20 protein-coding genes are annotated in these 20,510 nt (G+C 65.8%); 8 read left to right on the top strand and 12 right to left on the bottom strand.

The features are described 5' to 3' along the window. Positions 1–43: 43 nt before the first annotated feature. Both QOZ81_RS12790 and QOZ81_RS12785 read right to left on the bottom strand, forming a co-directional pair. The gene (locus QOZ81_RS12790) at positions 44–1,267 is read right to left on the bottom strand and encodes a vanadium-dependent haloperoxidase (RefSeq protein WP_291205763.1); all 1,224 of its coding nucleotides are present in this window, start codon (positions 1,265–1,267) and stop codon (positions 44–46) included. A gap of 36 nt (positions 1,268–1,303) precedes the next feature. Further along, complete coding sequence (locus QOZ81_RS12785; protein ID WP_291205765.1) at positions 1,304–1,699, bottom strand: nickel-binding protein; 396 nt, start codon at positions 1,697–1,699, stop codon at positions 1,304–1,306. A 326-nt stretch (positions 1,700–2,025) separates the two neighbouring features. Here QOZ81_RS12785 and QOZ81_RS12780 point away from each other — a divergent pair, with 326 nt between their 5' ends. Beyond that, positions 2,026–3,123 (top strand): DNA cytosine methyltransferase, encoded by a 1,098-nt coding sequence (locus QOZ81_RS12780; RefSeq protein WP_291205769.1) that lies wholly within the window; start codon positions 2,026–2,028, stop codon positions 3,121–3,123. A gap of 9 nt (positions 3,124–3,132) precedes the next feature. After that, positions 3,133–3,549, top strand: coding sequence for a very short patch repair endonuclease (locus QOZ81_RS16800; protein WP_366082759.1), 417 nt, complete (start codon positions 3,133–3,135; stop codon positions 3,547–3,549). A gap of 118 nt (positions 3,550–3,667) precedes the next feature. Here QOZ81_RS16800 and QOZ81_RS12775 read toward each other — a convergent pair whose 3' ends face one another. From QOZ81_RS12775 to QOZ81_RS12765, 3 genes are read right to left on the bottom strand one after another with little or no spacing between them, the layout of a single operon-like run. Next, complete coding sequence (locus tag QOZ81_RS12775; RefSeq protein WP_291207602.1) at positions 3,668–4,681, bottom strand: hypothetical protein; 1,014 nt, start codon at positions 4,679–4,681, stop codon at positions 3,668–3,670. Next, positions 4,596–4,856, bottom strand: a complete 261-nt coding sequence (locus QOZ81_RS12770) for a helix-turn-helix domain-containing protein (protein WP_291205771.1) — start codon at positions 4,854–4,856, stop codon at positions 4,596–4,598. Before QOZ81_RS12770 ends, QOZ81_RS12775 begins: the two co-directional genes overlap by 86 nt. A gap of 60 nt (positions 4,857–4,916) precedes the next feature. Further along, positions 4,917–6,155, bottom strand: a complete 1,239-nt coding sequence (locus tag QOZ81_RS12765; protein ID WP_291205774.1) for a DNA methyltransferase — start codon at positions 6,153–6,155, stop codon at positions 4,917–4,919. 35 nt (positions 6,156–6,190) lie between these two features. On the opposite strand from QOZ81_RS12765, the gene QOZ81_RS12760 reads away from it, so the two are divergent. Next, a complete protein-coding gene (locus QOZ81_RS12760) occupies positions 6,191–8,269 on the top strand; it encodes a sensor histidine kinase (RefSeq protein ID WP_291205777.1) in 2,079 nt (692 codons plus the stop codon). A gap of 151 nt (positions 8,270–8,420) precedes the next feature. Further along, complete coding sequence (locus QOZ81_RS12755; protein ID WP_291205779.1) at positions 8,421–9,335, top strand: NAD-dependent epimerase/dehydratase family protein; 915 nt, start codon at positions 8,421–8,423, stop codon at positions 9,333–9,335. Here the strand turns inward: QOZ81_RS12755 and QOZ81_RS12750 are convergent. The 3 genes from QOZ81_RS12750 to surE are packed head-to-tail and all read right to left on the bottom strand — an operon-like array spanning position 9,316 to position 10,869. Beyond that, positions 9,316–9,840 carry an adenine phosphoribosyltransferase gene (locus tag QOZ81_RS12750; protein ID WP_291205782.1) on the bottom strand — a complete coding sequence of 175 codons (525 nt, stop codon included), beginning with the start codon at positions 9,838–9,840 and terminating at the stop codon, positions 9,316–9,318. The two genes, QOZ81_RS12755 and QOZ81_RS12750, sit on opposite strands and share 20 nt — an antisense overlap. 2 nt (positions 9,841–9,842) lie before the next feature. Next, positions 9,843–10,115, bottom strand: coding sequence for an acylphosphatase (locus QOZ81_RS12745; protein WP_291205785.1), 273 nt, complete (start codon positions 10,113–10,115; stop codon positions 9,843–9,845). 4 nt (positions 10,116–10,119) lie between these two features. Then, positions 10,120–10,869 carry a 5'/3'-nucleotidase SurE gene (gene surE, locus QOZ81_RS12740; protein WP_291205788.1) on the bottom strand — a complete coding sequence of 250 codons (750 nt, stop codon included), beginning with the start codon at positions 10,867–10,869 and terminating at the stop codon, positions 10,120–10,122. A gap of 66 nt (positions 10,870–10,935) precedes the next feature. On the opposite strand from surE, the gene QOZ81_RS12735 reads away from it, so the two are divergent. Together QOZ81_RS12735 and QOZ81_RS12730 are read left to right on the top strand one after the other, a co-directional pair. Beyond that, positions 10,936–11,517, top strand: coding sequence for an RNA polymerase sigma factor (locus QOZ81_RS12735; RefSeq protein ID WP_291205791.1), 582 nt, complete (start codon positions 10,936–10,938; stop codon positions 11,515–11,517). After that, positions 11,514–12,626, top strand: a complete 1,113-nt coding sequence (locus tag QOZ81_RS12730) for a hypothetical protein (RefSeq protein ID WP_291205794.1) — start codon at positions 11,514–11,516, stop codon at positions 12,624–12,626. Before QOZ81_RS12735 ends, QOZ81_RS12730 begins: the two co-directional genes overlap by 4 nt. Positions 12,627–12,684: 58 nt before the next feature. On the opposite strand, the gene QOZ81_RS12725 is transcribed toward QOZ81_RS12730, so the two are convergent. Next, positions 12,685–13,158: a YybH family protein gene (locus QOZ81_RS12725; RefSeq protein WP_291205797.1), complete on the bottom strand. Its 474-nt coding sequence runs from the start codon at positions 13,156–13,158 to the stop codon at positions 12,685–12,687. A 297-nt stretch (positions 13,159–13,455) separates the two neighbouring features. Between QOZ81_RS12725 and QOZ81_RS12720 the strand changes: the two genes are divergently transcribed. Next, a complete protein-coding gene (locus QOZ81_RS12720) occupies positions 13,456–15,855 on the top strand; it encodes a VIT and vWA domain-containing protein (RefSeq protein WP_291205800.1) in 2,400 nt (799 codons plus the stop codon). Between the two features lie 115 nt (positions 15,856–15,970). On the opposite strand, the gene QOZ81_RS12715 is transcribed toward QOZ81_RS12720, so the two are convergent. From QOZ81_RS12715 to QOZ81_RS12705, 3 genes are all read right to left on the bottom strand, one after another. Beyond that, positions 15,971–16,432 (bottom strand): PliI family lysozyme inhibitor of I-type lysozyme, encoded by a 462-nt coding sequence (locus QOZ81_RS12715; protein ID WP_291205803.1) that lies wholly within the window; start codon positions 16,430–16,432, stop codon positions 15,971–15,973. Positions 16,433–16,512: 80 nt separating this feature from the next. Then, on the bottom strand, positions 16,513–17,676 hold the full coding sequence (locus QOZ81_RS12710) for a hypothetical protein (protein ID WP_291205806.1): 1,164 nt from the start codon (positions 17,674–17,676) through the stop codon (positions 16,513–16,515). Beyond that, positions 17,673–19,613 (bottom strand): hypothetical protein, encoded by a 1,941-nt coding sequence (locus QOZ81_RS12705; protein WP_291205809.1) that lies wholly within the window; start codon positions 19,611–19,613, stop codon positions 17,673–17,675. Before QOZ81_RS12705 ends, QOZ81_RS12710 begins: the two co-directional genes overlap by 4 nt. 156 nt (positions 19,614–19,769) lie before the next feature. Between QOZ81_RS12705 and QOZ81_RS12700 the strand changes: the two genes are divergently transcribed. Further along, complete coding sequence (locus tag QOZ81_RS12700) at positions 19,770–20,459, top strand: protein-L-isoaspartate(D-aspartate) O-methyltransferase (protein ID WP_291207590.1); 690 nt, start codon at positions 19,770–19,772, stop codon at positions 20,457–20,459. Positions 20,460–20,510: the final 51 nt, after the last annotated feature.

The raw sequence follows: 20,510 nt of genomic DNA, 5'->3' as shown, positions 1-20,510 counted from the left end.
GCGTCCCCGAGTGAGGTCTGGCCGGGCTGCGCCCGTTCCGGAGCTACTCACCCGCTCTCAAAACCTTGGCCACCGCCAGTTCGCCGAGGCGCTGGCCCATGGCGACGGCCGCCTCGGTGGAGGTGCGGTAGTGCACTCCATCGTAGATGCGGGCCATGGACACCTCCCGGACGAAGTCATCCAGGCTGGTCCAGGACCTGGAGGCGCCGCCGGCTGTGGGGCTGGTGGTGGTGAGCCTCGGCACGGGCCCGGTGCCAAGCTCGGCGCGCAGCACCGTGGCCACGGCGCTGGCCGTGATGCAGTGCGCGCAGGGGTACTCGGGATGCATGGGGGTGTCGATGAAGGGCGCCCAGGAAGGGTCGCGGTCGGTGGCATCGTTGCCATCGAGGTCGCCGTTGCGGATGGCCGTGATGGGACGCCAGAAGCCGTAGTGGTATTTGGCCTCGAAGACGGCGATGAACCCGTCGTCCGTGGCCTGGGTGATGGCCGCGAAGAGCCGGGCATTCTGGGTCACCTCCCGCCCGGGCATGCCGGCGACTGAGCGCACCACGCCGTGGTAGATGGGCGGCAGCGTCGCCTCCCAGAAGCGGGCGATCTCGGTCTGCTCCGCGGTGCGCCGGGTGCTGTTCTTCGCGCCCAGGTCCTTGACCTCCACGAAATCGTGGGCCCACACCGCACTGTCGAGCCTGGGCGGCGGTCCGGGACGGAACTGGTCCGCGGTCGCCATCAGCCAGGGCCTGCGCTTCGGCCACTGGGGCACCGCCGGGACCACCGTGGGTACATAGACGCCGGGCGTCGTCACCGGGCGGTAGCTTTCTGCTGGGAGCGAGAGGTCCTCGGCACGCAGGGTGAACATGGCGGCTGCGGCCTGCTCGCCGACGGCGATGCCATCGGTCTTGGCCGGGCCCTCTGGCAGCCCGGCAAGCGCGGCCGCGCAGGCGGCTTCGATGGCATTCCGCTGGGCCGGCAGCAGCCTCAGGAGCGTGGCGCGGCTGGCCGCAGCGATGGCCGCATCCACAGAGGCTCCGGGGGGCGCCGTCAGCTTCAGCCTGGAAGGGTAGCGCTGGGTGATGGCGTTGCTCGCCTCGTAGATGGCCGCGTGCATCATCGTCAGCGCCCGCGTGGCGTACTGGGCGTTGAGTTTGGCTTCGGTGACGAGATCTCCCGCCTTGATGTTCCAGTCGATGACCGCATCCGCCAGGGCCGGTGCGCAGACCACCGCACTCACCAGCCACGCCCGCTGCAGGATCTTGACCATCCGGTTCATGTCGGGCTCCCTGGCTCGGCGCTGCCGAGCAAGGCGCTACTTGGGTTTCAGCACCACCGGGATCTCGATGATGTCGTCCACGGGGATCTTGTTCGAGGCCGCGGCGTCCCGGATCGCCTGCTCGTTCGGGCCCTCGTAGATGCAGAAGGTCTTCGTCTTGTCCGCGTTGGCGTAGGAATACACCCACTTGACGTTGTGGGTGGAGTTGCACTTGTTCACCGCCTTCTTGCCCGCGGCATCGAGGCCGGCCAGGGCGCCCGCCGGGAAGGTCCGCACGACCATGTAGCGGTGCATGCCCGATTTGGGTGCCTGCACGGCGGGCGCGGAGTCCGCCGAACCAGCGGGAGCAGGCGTGGGGGTGGCGGCCCCGAGGCTGGCGGGCAGCAGGGCCAGGGTCGCGAGCACGGACAGGGCGGTGGTGCGGACGTGCATGAGTTCCTCCTCAAAATGGAACCGTGGGTTCCCGAGGGCTCAGCATGGACCTTTTTGGGGTTGAGTCAATGATTCAAAAAATGGAATCTATATCGATTAATTACTATTCAATTTGTGCTCATAGCTCAACTTGTCTGATTCCATCCCTGAATTCAGATTCGCTCGAACAGCACCACCCGGTTGCTGTTGGTGCCCTTGTCGTTGTTGCCCACGCCCCAGATGTGGGCGGTCTTGGTGAAGGTCTGGCCCTTTCGGCGACTTAGACCTAGGAGCGGCCATGGCAGGATTCGAGGTTAAAATGAGATGATTGGAAGACTGGAGCATCAATGAAGTTCAGGGCCATGGATCTATTTGCTGGGGCGGGTGGACTGGGCCTAGGTCTGCAATGGGCGGGTTGGGATGTCGTCGTAGCAAACGAGTACGAGCCAACCTTTGCAGAGTCCTACCAGATCAATCATCCCCATGCCGATGTCATTTGTGGCGACATCATGTCATCTGAAATTCAACAAAAGCTATTCTCCTACGCCGGGAAGATCGACTTGGTTGCCGGCGGTCCACCCTGTCAGGGCTTCTCGACGGTCGGAAAGAAGCAAGAGAGCGATCCAAGAAATCGACTGTTCTGGAGTTTCCTCAAGGTCGTCGAGGTGGTTCGTCCCAGCGTGGTACTTTTCGAGAATGTTAGTGGATTCAAGCGAATGTATGAGGGGAGAGCCTATCAGGCCCTGATCGATGACCTGGAGCGCTTAGGCTTCACGACCAAACATGGCATTCTCAATGCGGTCGATTTCGGAGTTCCTCAATCAAGGCAGAGAACATTTGTCGTCGGATTCAAGCCGCCAATGAAGTTTGAATTCCCAGAGGCAACTCATGCAGATGGTGCCTCTCTTTTCGGCCTTTTACCGCGATTGACTCTGGAAGATGCCCTTTCTGATCTACCAGATATCAAATCTGGCGAAGCCTGCAATTCGTACCATTTCGCCCCGAAGAATGAATTCCAACATCTGATGAGAAAGGGTGTGGCGGAGTTAACCGAACATGAATCTCCCACTCATGGAGCAAGACTCACAAAAGTGATAGGACTGGTTCCCCCCGGTGGATCCATTCTCGACATTCCATTGGAGCTACGGCCAAAATCCTATTTTAACAATACCTACGCGCGCCTCTGGTGGGATCGATGTGCACCGACCATGACCCGGAATTTTGGAACGCCGAGTAGTAGTCGTTGTATTCATCCCTTTCAAAATCGTGGATTGACCACTCGGGAGGGAGCACGTCTACAGGGGTTCCCCGACGCCTACCAATTCACGGGAACTCGTCAGAAAAAGAATCTCCAGATTGGCAACGCAGTTCCCCCGCTTCTTGCCATGGCACTCGGGAGGCAGATCCTTGATTGCCTTGAGAAGAAGGACCAAATGGCGGGGTGATGAGGTCCAATGCCTACTCAGACTCCGAAGCAGGTTAGCGAGAGGATGAAAAGAATCAAAGGGAAGGATACCGCCCCCGAATTGATCGTGAGAAGTCTTTGTCATCGCCTTGGGTACAGATTCCGATTGCACATGAAGGAACTACCAGGATCACCTGACCTTGTATTCCCACGATTGAAGAAGGTCATTTTCGTCCATGGTTGTTTTTGGCATCGACATGGGAATGGATGCCGCAAATCCACTATGCCAGCGGTTAACATCGCATTCTGGAACAAGAAATTTGACTCGAATTTGATTCGTGATCGACGAGCACAACGCCAACTTCGAAGACTAGGTTGGAGCGTGAAGGTCGTCTGGGAATGCCAAACTACAGATGCTGAGGGTCTTGCCATTAGATTATCAACTTTCCTTCTTTCCAAGTGTTAGGTAGCGAATAAGTCACATCAAACAATCGATGAGAGGATCAGGGTGAAACTCAACAGTTGGGTTCCTTGGTCCTGAGGGCCGAAATTCAATGAACACTTTAATCCGCTACAGTAGTTGCCTATTTTGATTTCGGCTTGGTGCCAAGAATCAGGCATTCCGAAATGGATTCAAAACCATGATGAAATTGCATCTTCTTCTGATGCCATTGCAAGAAGCCAAACGGAAACAGGATCGTTGACCCACCATTCTTTGGGCCTGGAGCAACTCGATCAATGGCCATGCCCGCAGTTGCTACGAGATCATCAATATTGAATAGTTCGTCTGTGTTGTTTTCTCCGATTAAGTTCTTGTACCAGATGTGGCTAGCCCAGTCGGATTCGTCTCGGGCCAAACCTCTCGAGAAACAGAATCTCGTGATGCTACCTACATTCAACCGGCTCCAAGACAGCAGCTCTGCCGCGAGTCCGCAATCATAGGTGCGCAAGGTATCCCAGACCATTCGCCCTTTTCGGAGTTCATACTCACGCAAATCAGTGCCCGTTGCAGGGATCTCCTTCAGGACCGGCTTCACCTCGGGTCCGCCGATGTAGAGCCGTAAAGCCTTTTTAACTCCCTTGGGTATGGTCGTGAAATGACGCTCGAAGCCGTCGATGAACCGCTCTGTCCCGATAAGAAAAGCCTGTCCACCCAAACTCTTCTTTATGGATATATTGCTGATGGATCCATCGTTCCAGATGATTTTCAGATCGGTTTTTGATTTGGTCTTACCACCCAAAATGCAAGGGACCGATTTCTCTCCCTTTCCACCCACCTTGGCTTCGCCGGACATTCCCTTCTTGCCAAGACGATAGCCCAACTGGTTAAGTGGCTCTTCTTTTAGAGAATATTCGATGGCTGTTTCATTTGCGTGGCCCGAGTTCTTCGCATGGGACCAACCCTCGGAGCGATTTCTTTTCGGATTAACCATATCTTTGTCTTTCATATAGTTGCGATAGACCGCGTAGGTTTGAAGAGCCCTTACAACCGTCGGGAAATTGCAGACAGGTTCAATCCGCCTTTCTATTGGTGGGAAGTGTCTTCTGGTTTTCTGCCGATTGACATTCTGTGGATAAGAGCATCGATGGGTCGACATGGAGCCCGTTGGCAATCCGTTCTACGACCAAAATCGTGGGATTTCTCCTCCCGCGTTCGATCCCGCTGATGTATGTACGATCGAGTCCCGAGGCCTCGGCCAAATCGTCCTGAGACCAGCCATTTGCCAGTCGTAGTTCACGAATGTTTTGCGCAAGTCGATTGATGAGCCTCATGTCACAAGACTGGCGCATGGGCCATTGGAGTCTATGGACTATGAGTCACATTGGTTGATGCTACCGCTTCTGAAACAGAACCATTCGCTGGCTGTTGGTACCCTTCTCATTGTTTCCGACCCCCCATATATGGGCCGTTTTGGTGAAGGCTTGGGTATGGATGAGGGCCCCCTGTAGATGGAAGCCATGGGCTTCACCAATGGGAAGCAATAGATCTTCCATGTTGAGTGTGGCCTTCTTAATCTCTCCCACTTCCATGACGAACCAGGCGCCCGGCTTCATAACGCGATGAATTTCCTTGAAAGTCTCCTCAATGCGGCGACACCAGCCTTCCACGGTGCGTTCATAGATGAAGGTAGCCTCGACTGATGATTCATCGATGGCCGCGAACCAGTTCCTCATCCAGTTGTCGGTGTGGTACTGAACCACATCCAAAAAGGGCGGGCTCGTCACCACGAGGTCGACGCTTTCCGAGGGGATATCTGGCGTGTGCTCTGCGCTGCCACAGTGCAGTGAAGCCAACTTACCTGCTACATGCAGGGCGGACACGGCCTCAGGAGAGGTGAAATCACGTAGTAATGCCTTAGTTTTTTTCCTGATGAGGGCATGGGTATCGCGATACGGAGGGACCTGATCTCTCAGCTGGTTGATTGCGAGTTGCTTTTTTGCGGGCATGGCCTGGTTTGGCGGAAGTGAATAGATGGAGAAGAACCCGGCGCTATGGCCCGTGAGTCGGTTTAGCGCGACCATTCGGATCCAGGCATCTACGGCATCGAAGGCACCGGAATCCCGGCGTGATTTGAACCAAACCCTCAAGGCTCGTATCTCGGATTCCGTTTGGATATGGAAGAACATGGAGAGATCCAGATCGACGATCTTCCTGGAATGCCGGGGAATCTTCGTTAGGCGATGGGCGATTTCATCAAATGCAGGTGGAGTGAGCCTGGGCCTGAGCAACATCTCAGAGAGCGGGTTGACATCGTTCGAGATCGGCCTTCGACCTCTTAGGGCCGCTTCGAGTGCCGTCGTACCACGCCCGCCAAAAGGGTCGTAGACGGCATCTCCGGGTTGGGTCAGGGCTTCGATGAATAGGGCTGGCAACTCGGGCTTGTAGCAGGCCCGGTAGCTGATTTCGTGAAGGCTGTGACCATTCCGCTGCCCAGGTGCCCAAAATTCCCCGATGATCCTCGGGAGTGGACCTGACTTGGTTTCCAGTTCGTCGATTTCGAAGGCTCCTCGTGGGGGGAAGCGTTTCAGCAGAGCTTCCGTCGATGGGCATTCCTGCCTGACCTTGACCAATTCCACTCCGTGTCAACATGCCAGAGTACCCTGTGATGATGAGTTCTGCTCCCAAACGCCACCCCGAGCTGACGCGCCTCTATGTGGCCGTGGGCCTGGTTGCGGTGATCCTCATGATCATCCTGGCCTACAAGGCGGTGGGCAACCGCGTGGCGGAGGGCGGGCTGGACGCGCCGTCCCGCTGGGCCCTGGTGGCGGTGGGCGTGCTCAACGCGCTGGCCATCGGCACGCTGCTGTTCATCGTGGCCCGCAGCCTGGCCAAGCTCTACTTCGAGCGCAAGAGCGGCATCCTGGGTTCGCGGCTGCGCACGCGCATGGTGCTGACGCTGTTCATCGTGGGCATCGTGCCCAGCCTGATCCTCTTCGTGGTGGGCCGGAACTTCATCAACAAGAACGTGGAGCGCTGGTTCAGCCCCGAGACGGAAGTGGCCATCCGCGACGGCCAGAAGATGGCCGAGGACCTGCGCGCCGCCGTCCGGGCCCGGCTGGATTTCGGCGCGGGCCGCCTGCTGGTGTCCGCCTCGGCGGAGCCCCAGGCCATCCGCGCCGCGTCGGGCGTGGATCTGGTGGCCGCCCTCAATGGTCGGGGCGAAGGCGGCATCAAGAGCCTGGACCTGGGCCTGGGCCTGCCGCCGCCGGACCTGACCCCCGAGGCCGGCGACAGCCGCCAGGAGTCGAAGGATGGCCTCTGGCTCATCCGCGTGGTGCCCCGGGGGGACGGGACCTGGGCCGTGGGCGTGTTCATGCCCCGGGAGACCCTCGACCGGGTGCTGGCCCTGGAGCAGCGGTACAAGGAGAGCCAGCAGATCCGCGCCAACCGGGACACCCTCCAGACCCTGCCCCAGAGCACCTTCCTCTTCCTGACCCTGCTGACCCTCTTCTTCGCCGTGTGGTCGGGCCTGGCCCTGGCGAAGTCCCTCAGCGAGCCCATCCGGGCCCTGGCCAAGGCCGCGCAGCGCGTGGGCAGTGGTGATCTCGACGTCCAGCTGCCGGAGCTGGGCGAAGACGAGCTGGCCTTCCTGGCCCGCACCTTCAACGCCATGACCCGCGACCTCAAGACCAACCAGGCGGCCATCGAGGCCCAGGCCAGCCGCCTGGAGCAGCAGCGGGCCTACCTGGACCAGCTGCTGGCGGCCCTGCCCGTGGGCGTCATGAGCTGGCGGGCCGACGGCGAGCTGCGCACCTTCAATGCCGCCGCCCGCGCCTGGCTGGGCCTGGAGGCCTTCGATCCCACCGAGGCCCGCTGGGAGACGGTGGGAACGCTGCCGCGCCTGGGCCGCCTGCCCGAGCTGCTGGCGGCGGTGCGCGCCTCCAAGCGCGGCGTGCAGGAGGAGTTCCGCATGGGCGGCGAGGGCGAGGGCCGCCCCGTGCGCGCCATCCTCGAGCCCCTGCAGGGCGGGGGCGTGCTGGCGGTGCTGGAGGACCTGTCGCTGCTGGCCCAGGCGGAGAAGCGCGCGGCCTGGCAGGAGGTGGCCCGCCGCATGGCCCACGAGGTGAAGAACCCCCTGACGCCCATCCAGCTGACCGCCCAACGGCTCCTCCGCAAGAACCGGGAGGGCCGGCTGGATGACGCCTCCGTGCAGGAGGGGGCCGAGACCATCCTGGCGGAGGTGGCCAGCCTCTCGCGCCTGGTGGACAGCTTCAGCCGCTTCGCCCGCCTGCCGGTGCCCCAGTTCTCCCCCTGCGATCCCGCCGAGCTGCTGCGGCAGGTGGCCGCCCTCTACGGCCCCAACCACCCCGACATCCGCTGGGAGCTGGCCCTGCCCGGGGAGCCGGTCTCCGCCCTGTGGGACGGCGACATGGTGAAGCGGGCCCTCATCAACTTCGTGGACAACGCGGTGGCCGCGGTGGAGGGCAAGGGCGTGGTGAGCCTCTCCCTGGCGGTGGAGGGCACCTCCCTGCGATTCGACGTGGCCGATGACGGCGCCGGGGTGCCGGAGGCCGATCGCGAGCGGCTCTTCGAGCCCTACTTCTCCACCAAGCGCAAGGGCACGGGCCTGGGCCTGGCCATCGTCCGCCGCATCGCCCAGGATCACGGCGGCGATGCCCGCTACCAGCCGCTCGAGCCCGGCAGCCGCTTCAGCCTGGTGCTGCCCAGGAGCCCCAGAGCCTGATCAGGCCCGGCGCCGCCTCCGCAGCCAGAGCCCCAGCGGCCCGAGCACCAGCCAGGCCAGCAGCACGAGCTTGACGAGAGGGGACACGCGGGCTCCGAGGCGGGGCCGGGGCCCCGCACCAGCCTCTCATGGCGGCGCGTATGCTGACCCCATGGAGAACCGCGCGGAAGGGAAGGGCACCTGCCTCATCGCGGGCTGCGGCTACACGGGGACGCGGCTGGCGCGACGCCGGCTGGGCGCAGGTCCCGTGCTGGCGCTGGTGCGGAGGGCGGTCTCGGCGGAGGTTCTCATCCGCCAGGGCATTCCCGCGGTCGCGGCGGATGTCGACGCGGGCATTCCTCTCCTGGCGCTGCCACGGGAACTCGCCTCCGTGATCTATCTGGCCCCACCTGCGGGAGCGGGGACGGAGGACCTCCGGCTCGCCCGCTTCCTCCAGGCGCTGGGGCCGGCCCGTCCCCAGGTGGTCGTGTACTTCAGCACCACGGGCGTGTACGGGGACACGCGCGGAGCCGCCGTGGACGAGGCCAGCCCTGTGGCGCCCCGGGAGGACCGCTCCCGGCAGCGCTGGGAGGCGGAAGGGCAGGTTGCCGCCTGGTGCGGGGCGCGGGGAGTCCGGCCCGTGATCCTGCGCGTGCCGGCCATCTACGGCCCCCATCGCCTGCCCCTGGACCGGCTGCGCCGGAGCGAGCCCGTGCTGCGCGACGGGGACTCGGGGCCCGGCAACCGCATCCACGTGGATGACCTGGTGGCGGCCTGCCTGGCGGCCCTGGATCGGCCCGTGTCCGGCGCCTTCAACCTGACGGACGGAGCCCCGGAGAGCATGGCCGCCTTCACCATCCGCGTCGCGAAGCTGGCGGGCCTGCCCGCGCCGCGCCGCGTCTCCTGGGCCGAGGCGCAGTCGGTCATGAGTCCGGGGGTCCTGGCCTTCCTGCGGGAATCCCGCCTCGTCACGAGCCGGCGGATGCAGGAGCTGGGCTGGACGCCGGAGTACGGAAACCCCGACGATGGCATCCGCGCCAGCCTGGTGGAGATGGGCTGGGGGAACTCTAGTAGCGCAGGACGCTGAAGACCGGCAGGCCCTCGACCTTTTCGCGGCCCGGCAGGGAGGTCAGCTCGATGAAGACGGTCAGCGCCAGGGGTTGGGCTCCGGTGCGCTGGATGAGGCGCTGGGCCGCGGCGGCGGTGCCGCCGGTGGCCATGACGTCGTCCACGATGAGCACGCGGTCCCCGGCCTTGAAGGCGTCGGTGTGGATCTCCAGGGCATCCGACCCGTACTCCAGGCCGTAGGCCTCGGAGTAGGTGGCCATGGGCAGCTTGCCGGGCTTGCGGGCCGGCACGAAGCCGACGCCCAGCTTCTGGGCCAGGGCGCTGCCGAAGATGAAGCCGCGCGACTCCAGGCCCAGCACGTGGGTGGGCTGGAGGGCCAGGACCGGCTGGGCCATGGCGGCCACGGCCTCGCCGAAGGCCTCGGCGCTGGCCAGCAGGGGGGTGATGTCCCGGAAGAGGATCCCGGCTTTCGGGAAGTCCGGGACGTCGCGGACGAAGGAGGTGAGGGGCGTGGTGGTGGGCATGGCTACCTGCGGATCTCGAAAGGAAAGGGTAGGGAGGATCGCATATCCAGGGCCTCCCAGTCCAGTCGGGAGACCCGCCCGAAGGCGGGGCCCTGGGCCAGCCGGGCCTGGTATGCCGCCAGTTCGGTCTCCGAGCCCTCGGCCTCACCGCAAACCGAACCATCGGGATCATTCCGCACCCAGCCCGCCAAGCCGAGGGCCTGGGCCTCGCGCTGGGCGAAGCGCCGGTAGCCCACCCCCTGGACCTCCCCGTGGACGCGGAAGGCGACGGCCACGGCGCTACCGCTTGAAGGCCGCGTCGAAGTCGGCCTGGCGCGCCAGGGTCTCGGGGCAGCCCAGGTCGAGGCGCAGGGGCGTCACGCTGGCGAAGCCGTGGAAGACGGCTTCCGCATCGCTGCCGGGGGCCTTGGCGTAGGTGGGGCCGGCGTCGCCGCCGATCCAGAAGTAGGGCGTGTTGCGGGGATCGACGCGGCGCTCCACCAGGTCGTGGTAGGCGCGGCTGTCCTGGCCCGTGAGGTGGAAGCCCTTGGGCTCGCCCTTGGGGAAGTTCACGTTCCAGATGCGGTTGGCGGGCAGCTCCATGGCCTCCCAGCGCTCGAGGAAGCGGCCGATCCAGGGCTCCGCCACGTCGAGCGAACCCCCGGGATGGATGGAGAAGGCCGCGGCCCGCGCCCCCTGCAGGCGGCCCTCGAAGGCGGCGCCCACGGTGCCGGAGTAGAAGACGTCCTCGCCGAGGTTGAAGCCGTGGTTGATGCCCGAGAGCACCCAGTCGGGCTTGCGGCCCAGCACCTCGCAGACGCCCAGCAGCACGCAGTCCACGGGGGTGCCGTCGCAGGCGAAGCGGTCGGGGCCGACCTCGTTCAGGCGCAGGATGTTGTGCAGGCTCAGGGCCGAGGAGATGGCCGAGCGGTTGCGGTCGGGGGCCACGGTGACCACCTTGCCGAAGGGCGCGGCAGCCCGGGCCAGGGCGGCGATGCCGGGGGCCCAGAGGCCATCGTCGTTGGTGAGCAGGATCAGGCGTTCGGGCATGGAGGCAGTGTACCCGGTGCCCGGGAGGGACATTCGCTGCCAGGATGGAATTCACCTCCTGGTTCCATGGACGCCGACCTCCCGATGCCCTCCGCCCTGCCCATCCCCCTCGGGGAGGAGGCCGCCCCCTCCGGTCGCGCCGCGATCCTGGCCCGGCTCCGTGAAAGGATCGTGTCCTTCGCGGCATCCCGGTATGCAGGCGCCCATGCGGAGGACCTGGCGCAGGAGGTGCTGATGCTGCTCCACGAGAAGTACGGCCACCTGGACCGGATCGAGGACCTGCTGCCCCTGGCCTTCCAGATCCTGCGCTTCAAGCTGGCGGCCCACCGCCGCAAGGCCGCCCGCCGGGGTGAGTACGACGCCGTGGACGTGGACCAGTTCCCGCCGCCCTCGGATGCGCCGGACCCGGCCACGGTGCTGGAGCACAAGGAGCTGCTGGCGAAGCTCATGGGGGGCATCGCCCGCATGGGCGAGCGCTGCCGCGAGCTGTTCCGCCTCAAGCTGCAGGGGCGCAGCTTCGCCGAGATCCAGGGGCTCATGGGCGCCACCACCCTGAACACCGTCTACACCTGGGACCACCGCTGCCGAAAGCAGCTGCTCGAAACGCTGGGCGGGAGCTGGCAGGCCGCCGGAGGGGGGGTGCCATGACGCGGATCGACGCCGAAAAGCTCCTGGGCGGCCATGCCACCGGCACCCTCACCGAAGAGGAACGGCAGCAATTGTTTGCCGCGGCCTTGGGCCATCAGGCCGTCTTCGACGCCCTGATGGATGAAGAAATACTGCGGGAACTGTTGGCGGATCCCGCGGCGAAGGCCCAACTCATCGCGGCCCTGGCGCCTGCGGCCCCGCCCAAGGTGGTGCCCTTCTGGCGCCGCACCGGCGTGCTGGGCGCCGCGGCCAGCCTGCTGCTGGCCTCCCTCGCGGGCATCGCCTACCTGCGCAGCCCCGACAAGGCACCGCCCCCGCTGCGCCCGGAGATGGACAAGGCCCCCGCCGCCAAGGCCGTTGAGGCAACGCCCGCGGCACCGGCGACTCCAACCGCCGCGCGCAACCGGAGCCCTTTGGAGAAAGCCAAGGAGGCCCCGGCGCCCGCCCAGGCCGCCACGCCGGCGGCGCCTCCGCCCCCGGAACCGGCGCCCCAACGGGGCGTGGCCCCGGCGGGCGGGGCGCCCATGGCCGTGGCCGCGGACGCCGCCCGCGAGAAGGCCGCCGAGTTCCGACGGGCGGAGGCCCAGGACAACCTGGCGAAGAAGGCCGAGGCACCGAAGCCCGCCGCGGTGGTGGAGGTGCTGGCCTCGGTGGTTCCGGCTCCCGCAGCCAAGAAATCCAGGCAGGACCAGCCGGCCCAGGGTGCCGCGGCGCTCTCGCCCGGGGTGGTTGGCGGGGTCGTGGGGGGCGTCGTGGGCGGCGTGGCGCCTCCACCCCCGCGCCGGGTGGTGTGGAAGGCCGCGGCGGAGTTCAGGCCCAGCTGGACTCTGGAACCCCGGCCCGATGGCCTGACCCGGATCACGGTGAAGGGACCCGCGGGTGCCGCTGCGGTGCTCCTGAAGCGCAACGCCGCTGGCGTGGAGCTGCTGATCCTCCGGGTGATCGACCCCGGCGGGGAGATGGCCCGGTGGGCATGCGAGACCCGGCTGGCGGCGGGCGATGCCCTGGACCTCTACCTGCTGAACGCCCCCGCGGCCGAGCCCGCCAGGCTGCCGGAAAGCGGGCCTGTGGATGGCTTCAGGGCCCGGATCCACCCCGGGGCGAAGTAGACCTTTCCACCATCCGGGAACTCAGCCTGGCTGAAAGGACTCGTTGCCGGAGCGGCCGCTACGGTTTCGCGGCTGGGGCGGGATCTGCGGCCGCATGATCCGAGACGTAGCGCCACACACCATCCTTCTCCTGGGTGACCTCGCAGAAGGTCCCCGTCTCGGTGGTGGGGGCCCCACCCGCCTTCGGGGCGCTCGTCATGGTCCAGGTCCCCCAACCCGTGGAGAGGCGGCCCGAAGTCCGATGGCCGGTGGTCGTCATGCTGAACGCCGTGACCTTGGTGGCCTTGAGCCAGCCAGCGAACGTCTCGGCGATGGCCTTGCCGCCGCGGATGGCCGGGCTCCCGGGCATGACCAGAACCGCATCATCCGCATAGAGGGCCGCGAGGGCCGCGGCATCACCGTCCAGGAGCGCCTTGGTGAACGCCTGGTCGACGCTCTGGACACCGACCGCCTTTGGTTCGCGGGCGGAGATGGAAGCAGCCGTGGCGAGGACGAGGCTGCAGCACAGGAAGATCGGCATGGCCCGTTTCATGGTGTTCTCCTAGTTGTCCCTTCGGGGAGGGGTGGATTCGGGAAATAGAGTCTCAATATGTCCCAACTTGAATGGGTGTCCATGGAAATCGTCGGCCGATTCCGGTGGGTCGCGGGTGGCCGGGACACGCATCAAGCAGGGCTGGACGAGCATGGGTACGGCGGGAGGGCCCCTGGGGCCCGTTCAGGAAAGCTGGCATTCCCAGGGAGGACCTTCCACCGGCTGAAAGGAACCGCATTCACGCGACATACCCTCCTGAACCGCGCCATGCCGGTGCGGCCCATCCGGGAGGAACCCATGTCGCTGCGCCGCTCCACCACCACCCTGCTCGCCTGCGTGGGGCTCGCCCTCACCACCCAGGGCGATGCCCAGGCCCGCATCCGCCCCACGCCCGCCGGGATGGACCGCGGGCCGAAGGGCGAGAACCCTGACGCCACGCTGTCGCCCTACTTCTTCGTGAAGAGCGATGACGCGTCCGTGGACCAGCTGCCCCTGAAGGCCACCTCGGCCAGGGTGGCCATCGCGGGCGTCATCGCCGACGTGAAGGTGACCCAGGTGTACAAGAACACCGGCACGAAGCCCCTGGAGGCCATCTACGTGTTCCCGGGCTCCACGCGCTCGGCCGTCTACGGCATGACCATGACCATCGGCGAGCGGGTGCTGAAGGCGCAGATCAAGGAGCGGGGCCAGGCCCGGGCCGACTATGAGCAGGCGAAGCAGCAGGGGCGCAGCGCCTCGCTGCTGGAGCAGCACCGCCCCAACGTGTTCCAGATGAACGTGGCGAACATCATGCCCGGCGACGAGATCCGCGTGGAGCTGTCGTACACCGAGCTGCTGGTGCCCACGGAAGGCACCTATGCCTTCGTCTATCCCACCGTGGTGGGACCCCGTTACGCCGGAAGGGTCGGCACGGAGTCCAGCACCGGCGAGCCCTGGGTGGCCAATCCCTACACCCACGCCGGCGAGAAACCCGCCACCTCCTTCGACCTGGAGGTGAGGCTGTCGGCGGGCCTGCCCATCCAGCGCATGAGCTGCGACACGCACAAGACGTCCATCGCCTACGACGGCAAGGCCGAGGCCACGCTGAAGCTCGATCCCAGCGAAGCCCAGGGCGGCAACCGCGACGTCATCGTGAAGTACCAGCTGGCGGGCGGCACCGTGCAGTCCGGTCTCCTGCTGGATCAGGGCCGGGAGGAGAACACCTTCCTGCTCATGGCGCAGCCGCCCAAGCGCGTGATGCCCAAGGACCTGCCGCCCCGCGAGTTCGTCTTCATCATGGATGTCTCGGGCAGCCAGATGGGGTTCCCCATCGAAGTCTCCAAGGTGCTCATGAAGGAAATGATCCAGGGCCTGCGACCCCAGGATCTCTTCAACGTGATGGTGTTCGAGGGCAGCTCGGCCCTGTGGTCAACCGCCTCCCAGCCCGCCACGCCGGAGAACGCCGCGCAGGCCCTGGCCTTCGTGCGGATGCAGAACGGCGGGGGCGGCACCGAGCTGGGCAGCGCCATGCGCAAGGCCCTGGGCCTGCCCCGGGTGCCCGGCATCTCGCGCACCTTCGTGGTGTCCACGGACGGCTACATCAGCGCCGACGGCCAGGTCTTCGACATCATCCGGAAGAACCTGGGCTCGGCGAACCTCTTCACCTTCGGCATCGGGTCGTCGGTGAACCGTCACCTCATCGAGGGCATGGCCCACGCGGGACAGGGCGAGGCCTTCGTCATCACCAGGCCCGAGCAGGCCGCCGCCGAGGCCGAGAAGTTCCGCGCCTATGTCTCCTCGCCGGTGCTCACGAACCTCAAGCTCACCACGAACGGCTTCCACATCCAGGACCTAGAGCCCATCCAGCTGCCGGACGTGCTGGCGGATCGGCCCGTGATCTGCCTCGGCAAGTGGAAGGGTGAGGCCAAGGGCACCGTCACCCTCTCCGGCATCAGTGGCAGCGGCCCCTGGAGCCAGACCTTCGAAGTGGGCCAGGTGAAGGGCCGCAGCCACGGGGCCCTGCCCCAGCTCTGGGCCCGCCAGCGCATCCAGATGCTCTCGGACTATGACCAGTTCGGCCAGGACGAGGCCCGCAAGGCCGAGGTCACGCGGCTGGGCCTCACCTACCACCTGCTCACGGCCCACACCTCCTTCGTGGCGGTGGACACGCTCGTGCGCAACACCGGCGGACACAGTACCACGGTCACCCAACCCCTGCCCATGCCCGAGGGCGTGTCGGACGCGGCCGTGGGCTACGCGCGCGGTGGCGTGGTCGGCGGGGTGGTCGGCGGCGTGGTCGGGGGCGTCGCCGCCAGCCCCATGGCCTATGCGCCCGCACCCATGGCGAAGCGCGCCGTCGGGGCTTCGGCCGTCGTCGAGGTGGTGGCCCAGGATCGGGCGGCCCGGCAGGAGAAGGCGAAGGAGGCCTCCTTCCTCCGCATCCGGTCCTTCGCCGGCATCACCGGCACCTCGGATCCCGCCGCCCTGCGCCGCGAGGTGGAGGCCCGTCTCCTGGATCCCGCGCTGACCGCGGCCCTGGCGGGGATGCCTGCGGGCACCACGCTCGAGCTGAAGGTGGACGCCGCCGGCCAGGTCGTGTCGGTCACGTTCAGCCAGTCCTTCCCGGGCGCCGCGAAGGCCAAGGCCCTGGTCGCCATCTGGCGCCTACGGAGCTGGACCGGCGGCCTGGCCGGCAGCCTGGAGCTGACCCTGGGGTGATGCCAGGCCAGGGCCATCGTTCGCAGTCCGCTTGGTAGGCACGACCGCACCTGCCGTCCGGTACTGGACTGGGCGGCAGGTGTTTTCATGGATCGCTGCCAAAAGGTCTGGCTGGTCAGTCTGTCGAACGCACAGCTCTCCGTTTGGATCGCCGAAGGGTGGCCAGCGGGTCAGCATTAGCGGGCAATCCGCTCATGGAAGCGCGGAGCGTGAGGCGTCGTTTGTCGAACGTGAAGGCGTGGGCGGACAGATAACCTCCCGTCCCCGTGGATCGCACGATCACGATGATCTCGGCTGGATGGCGGCTTGATTCCTTCGAAAGCACGACCTTCTCAACGGCTCCGTCCCGATCCAGGACCTTGCCTGCGCGGAAGAAGGTGGTCTCGTCACCAGCAGGTGCCGCGTCGTACAACCGGATGCTGAAGCTGCCCGTGGAGCGCGGTTCGAAGTCTCCTTCTGCCACCACGGCCGTCTGTCCCGAAGGCAGTTTGACTTTCGTGACGAAGCGTTCCGGCTCGGAGGCAGGCATGATGGCGGCCGCCATCAGAATCAGGGTGAATGCATGGAGCTTGTTCATGGTTCATGCCTTGCAATGGTGGCAAGGTGGCGTCAACTGGACAGTCCTCTCCGTCGGCGCCAAGTTGCAGGAAGAGTGCTTCAGTGCAGGATCGGCGTGATGCCTGGGAACGGATCCCGATCGCTTGCTTCCACGGCCGTGGTGGTTGAGGCGCCTGTGGCCAGGATGTAGCGGAAGGCCCGGCGGGTCGTCAGGCTTCCGGTGCTGTCCTGATCCGCGGCGATGCCCATCAGCACCCCGCCACCGGCTTCGCTGAGGAAGCCGCGGCAGTCTGTCGTGACGCCAGGCGTGGCGGCCAGGTCCGCGACCATCGTGACGGCCTTTGCGACGGGATCGAATTTCATCAGCCTGCCCGTCGCCGTGCCGTAGTAGAGGTTGCCATCCGAGGCATCGAACAGGGGCGTGCCTGGCAGGTCCACGGCGCCGGCGACCGTGAGCACGGCCGTGACCGCGGGTGCCACCGTGACCGGGCTGCCCACCTGCATCTTCAGGATGCGGACCTGCCGCGTGGGGCTGGTGGTGGGGCCGATGGCCGTGGTCATCAGGTACAGCTGGCCGGTCTTCTTCGCCAGAGTGGGGCCGAACAGCGGCCACCAGGCCTCGTCCGCGGCACCGCCGGGTGTCAGCAGCGCGGAGCCGCTGGCAGGGTGGTTGTTGGCGTCGCGGGTGGCGAGGTCCACGCACCAGACGCGGCTGCCATCAACTGCATCCGCGAAGGTCGTCGGCGTCACGAAGACCAGGACATTGCCTTGCGCGGCCATGGGCGACAGGTAGCCCAGGGCGCCCGCCGCCGGGCCCGCCGAACCGGGGGAATAATCGAAGAAGTGGATCTCGCCCGTGGGTGCCCCGGAGGCGGCATCGAGGGCAAAGAGCCCTGGGGCGAGTACGACACTCGGCGAGAAGAGAAGGTGGAGGTAGTAGGGCACCAGGGACCAGACGGTGCCGTTTGCAGCCTGGGTGAACGAATGGGGCGCGCGCATCGCAGTGGTGTACTGCGGCTTCCCCTGGGCGACCAGGTCGGCGAAGGGCAGGGGGTAGTCCCGGGTCGCTCCGGTGGCCGGATTGAGCGTGTAGACACCCTGGTAGCTGCGCGTCGGCGTGAGCCCCGCGGCGGTGCGGATGTTCGTGCCGCCGAGCACCAGGCCCGAAGCCAGCTGGAGCGGCTGCCCCACAGGCTGGCCGGTGGTGGTGGCCCCCAGGGGCACCGAGGTCGCCTTGCCGGTGAGCCGATCGTACTTGATCACCGCGCCGCTGCCGTTGGCGCCACCGTAGAGGGCCAGGGTGACGAGGTAGCGGTCCGCGATGGGCTCGGTGGAGCGACCGCCAGGGCAGGTGCCCCGACAAAGACCCAGCCCAGCGCCGCACTGCCCCGCACGAGGTTGTACAGCGCGAAGTTGGACATGTCGATGACATCGAGGCTGCCGGGGAGTGGGCCATCCATGTCGAGGTAGCTGACCCCAGCGCCACCCCGATACAGCGTGTCCAGCGGCAGGCTGTGGTAGGGGGCGGTCGAGGGCGTGGTGGTAGAGGCGGGCAGATTCGCGAGGGTCCGCTCAATGGCGGCGGGGATCTGCTGGGCGCCCGGCATAGAGGTTCCGGTCATGAAGACCAGTCCCGTCGTGGGGCTGACGCCCACGCCCGCGGGCCACAGGCGCTGCGTGGTGCCGGTCTCGTAGCTGGACAGCCGTTTACGCTCGATCGGATCGATGGTGGGGTTGGTACTGAGTTCGATGATCTTCATCGAATTGAGGTCCGTATTCGCTTCGTCCACCCCCGCGTTGACCACGAAGGCCCCGTTATGGCCGATCACCGTGAATACACTCACCGGTCTCCGCATGCCGAGGAAAGTCGATGGGGGGAAATAGGAATTCTCCGGACCGGTGAATCCCACTTTGGATTTGATGTTCCAGAACGCGGAATCGGTCTGATTGTCGTTGGCCCCGTACCAGTAGCTGTTGGTGAAGTCATCCCACCAGGGCTGCAGGAGCTGCTCCCGGCCAGGCGCGGTGAAGGCCGTCGAGGAGATCTCCCAGGGGCCCGCCCAGTTGGCGGGCGTGTGCGGCTTCAGGAGCATCTGCTTGGCCGGATTGCTGCTCGCTTGCCCCTGGATGTTGTAGTGCACCTCGTCGGTGACGAGGTAGATCATGTCCGCGCCCCCGGCCTTGACGAGGCGCGGCTTGCCGTCCACCTTCACCATCTGCCGGTTGAAGGGCAGGGTCCGCCCGTAGTCGGCGAAGTTGTAGACCGGGGTGAATCGCTTGAAGGTGGGGCTGGCCGGGTCGATGTCCACATGGACCACCCCGCCCCCCGGCACCCCAGTGCCGTCCGGTCCGGGCATGGACTCACCACCGCCCTGGGCTACCAGGATGAGGGACTTGCCATCCGGGCTGACCACGGGGCTGGTGAGGAAACCGTTGAGGGGACTGTTCGTGCCATAGCTGGTGAGCAGGGGAATCGTGGCCAGGCATTCGAGTTGATCCGTCTCGGGATCGAAGCGCACGAGGATTCCGGGCGAGTCATCAGAGGACAGTCCCTGCGGCGTGAGCGCGGGCATGCTCGCCCGGTCCAGCGCCGCGTAGAACGTGTGGTCCACGGCATTGTAGGTGAAGCCGCCGCGGTAGCCGGTCTCCCCGTTTTCATCGCTCAGCGAGGCACTCGAGGGTTCCGGGATGCCCTTCGCCTCCGCCAGGGTGGAGCTCTTGGCCAGCGTGGCCGGATTGTAGAGGTTCCACTGACCGATGCCACCTTTGCCCGCGCTGGGGCTGGAGATCAGCAAAGTCTGGGTCAGGGGAGCCGCCACGACCGAGATGCTGTCCGTTGCGTAGATGGTGGCCATTCCAGTCAGGGCGGCTCTTACCACCGTGGTTCCGGGCGTGACCGGGGCCGTGAAGAGTCCCGTGGTGCTGAGGGAGCCGCCACCGGAATCGATGGACCAGGTGATCCCGCCCCCGTTGGAGGCCGTGGCCGACAGCTGCTGCGTGGTGCCCACTGTCTGCGTGTGGCTGGGAATGACGAGGCTGACCGTGGGGGGTGGTGGAGGCCAGGATGGATGCGAAGCGTCGAAGAGATGGCAGCCCATGAGCAGCGCCGCGCTAAGCAGGCTGAAGACCTGGGGCCACCAGGGGCGCCGCCGTTCCTTGGTGCTGGGTGCCGAGAGAAGGACGGGGCGAAGGCTGGGCATGGAGACCCCCTGTTGTGCGCTCATCGTCGAACCTGACTTGAGGGTTGATTTCCGGCTGGCGGCGTTGGAAGAAGCCGGCAATCGTGGTACGGGTTGGCGGCTGGGGCGGGGCGGACTACCTTCGTACCCATGCGATTGCATCTGGGAGTGACCTTGATGCTGCTGTTAGGGGGAGACGAGGGGGCTGCCCAGCCGCCCCGAGCGGCGGGGGAGACCGGCTACGCGACCGCCCGGGCCCGCATGGTGCGGGAGCAGATCGCGGCCCGGGGCATCACGAACCTCCGGGTGCTGGAAGCCATGGGCCAGGTGCCCCGCCACGAGTTCGTACCCGCGGAGCTGCGGTCCCGGGCCTACGAGGACGGGCCCCTGCCCATCGGCCACGGCCAGACCATCTCCCAGCCCTACATCGTGGCCTTCATGACCGAGGCCCTCGATCCAAAGCCCACGGACCGTGTGCTGGAGATTGGCACCGGCTCCGGCTACCAGGCGGCGGTGCTCTCCGGGCTGGTGGCCGAGGTCTGCAGCATCGAGCTCGTCGAGCCCCTGGCCCGGCGGGCCGAAACCGACCTCCGGCGACTGGGCTTCACCCATGTGAAGGTCCGCTGCGGCGATGGCCACCTTGGCTGGCCCGAGGCGGCGCCCTTCGATGCGATCATCGTCACCTGCGCGCCGGAGGAGGTGCCTCCGGCGCTGGTCGCCCAGCTGAAGGCGGGCGGCCGGATGATCATCCCCGTGGGCTCCCAGTGGGGGGCCCAGGAGCTGGTGCTGCTGCAGAGGACGCCCGCGGGCCTGGAAAAGAATGCCGTGCTGCCGGTGCGGTTCGTGCCGATGGTGAAGGGGCGCTGAAGGCCGCGGCTTTTCCCGCGGAAGAGCCTCACCAAGGTGTCACGCTCAATC

This window comes from Geothrix sp., from assembly GCF_030219325.1.
In the GTDB taxonomy this organism is placed as follows: domain Bacteria; phylum Acidobacteriota; class Holophagae; order Holophagales; family Holophagaceae; genus Geothrix.
This window is presented reverse-complemented; position numbering and strand designations above follow the sequence as displayed.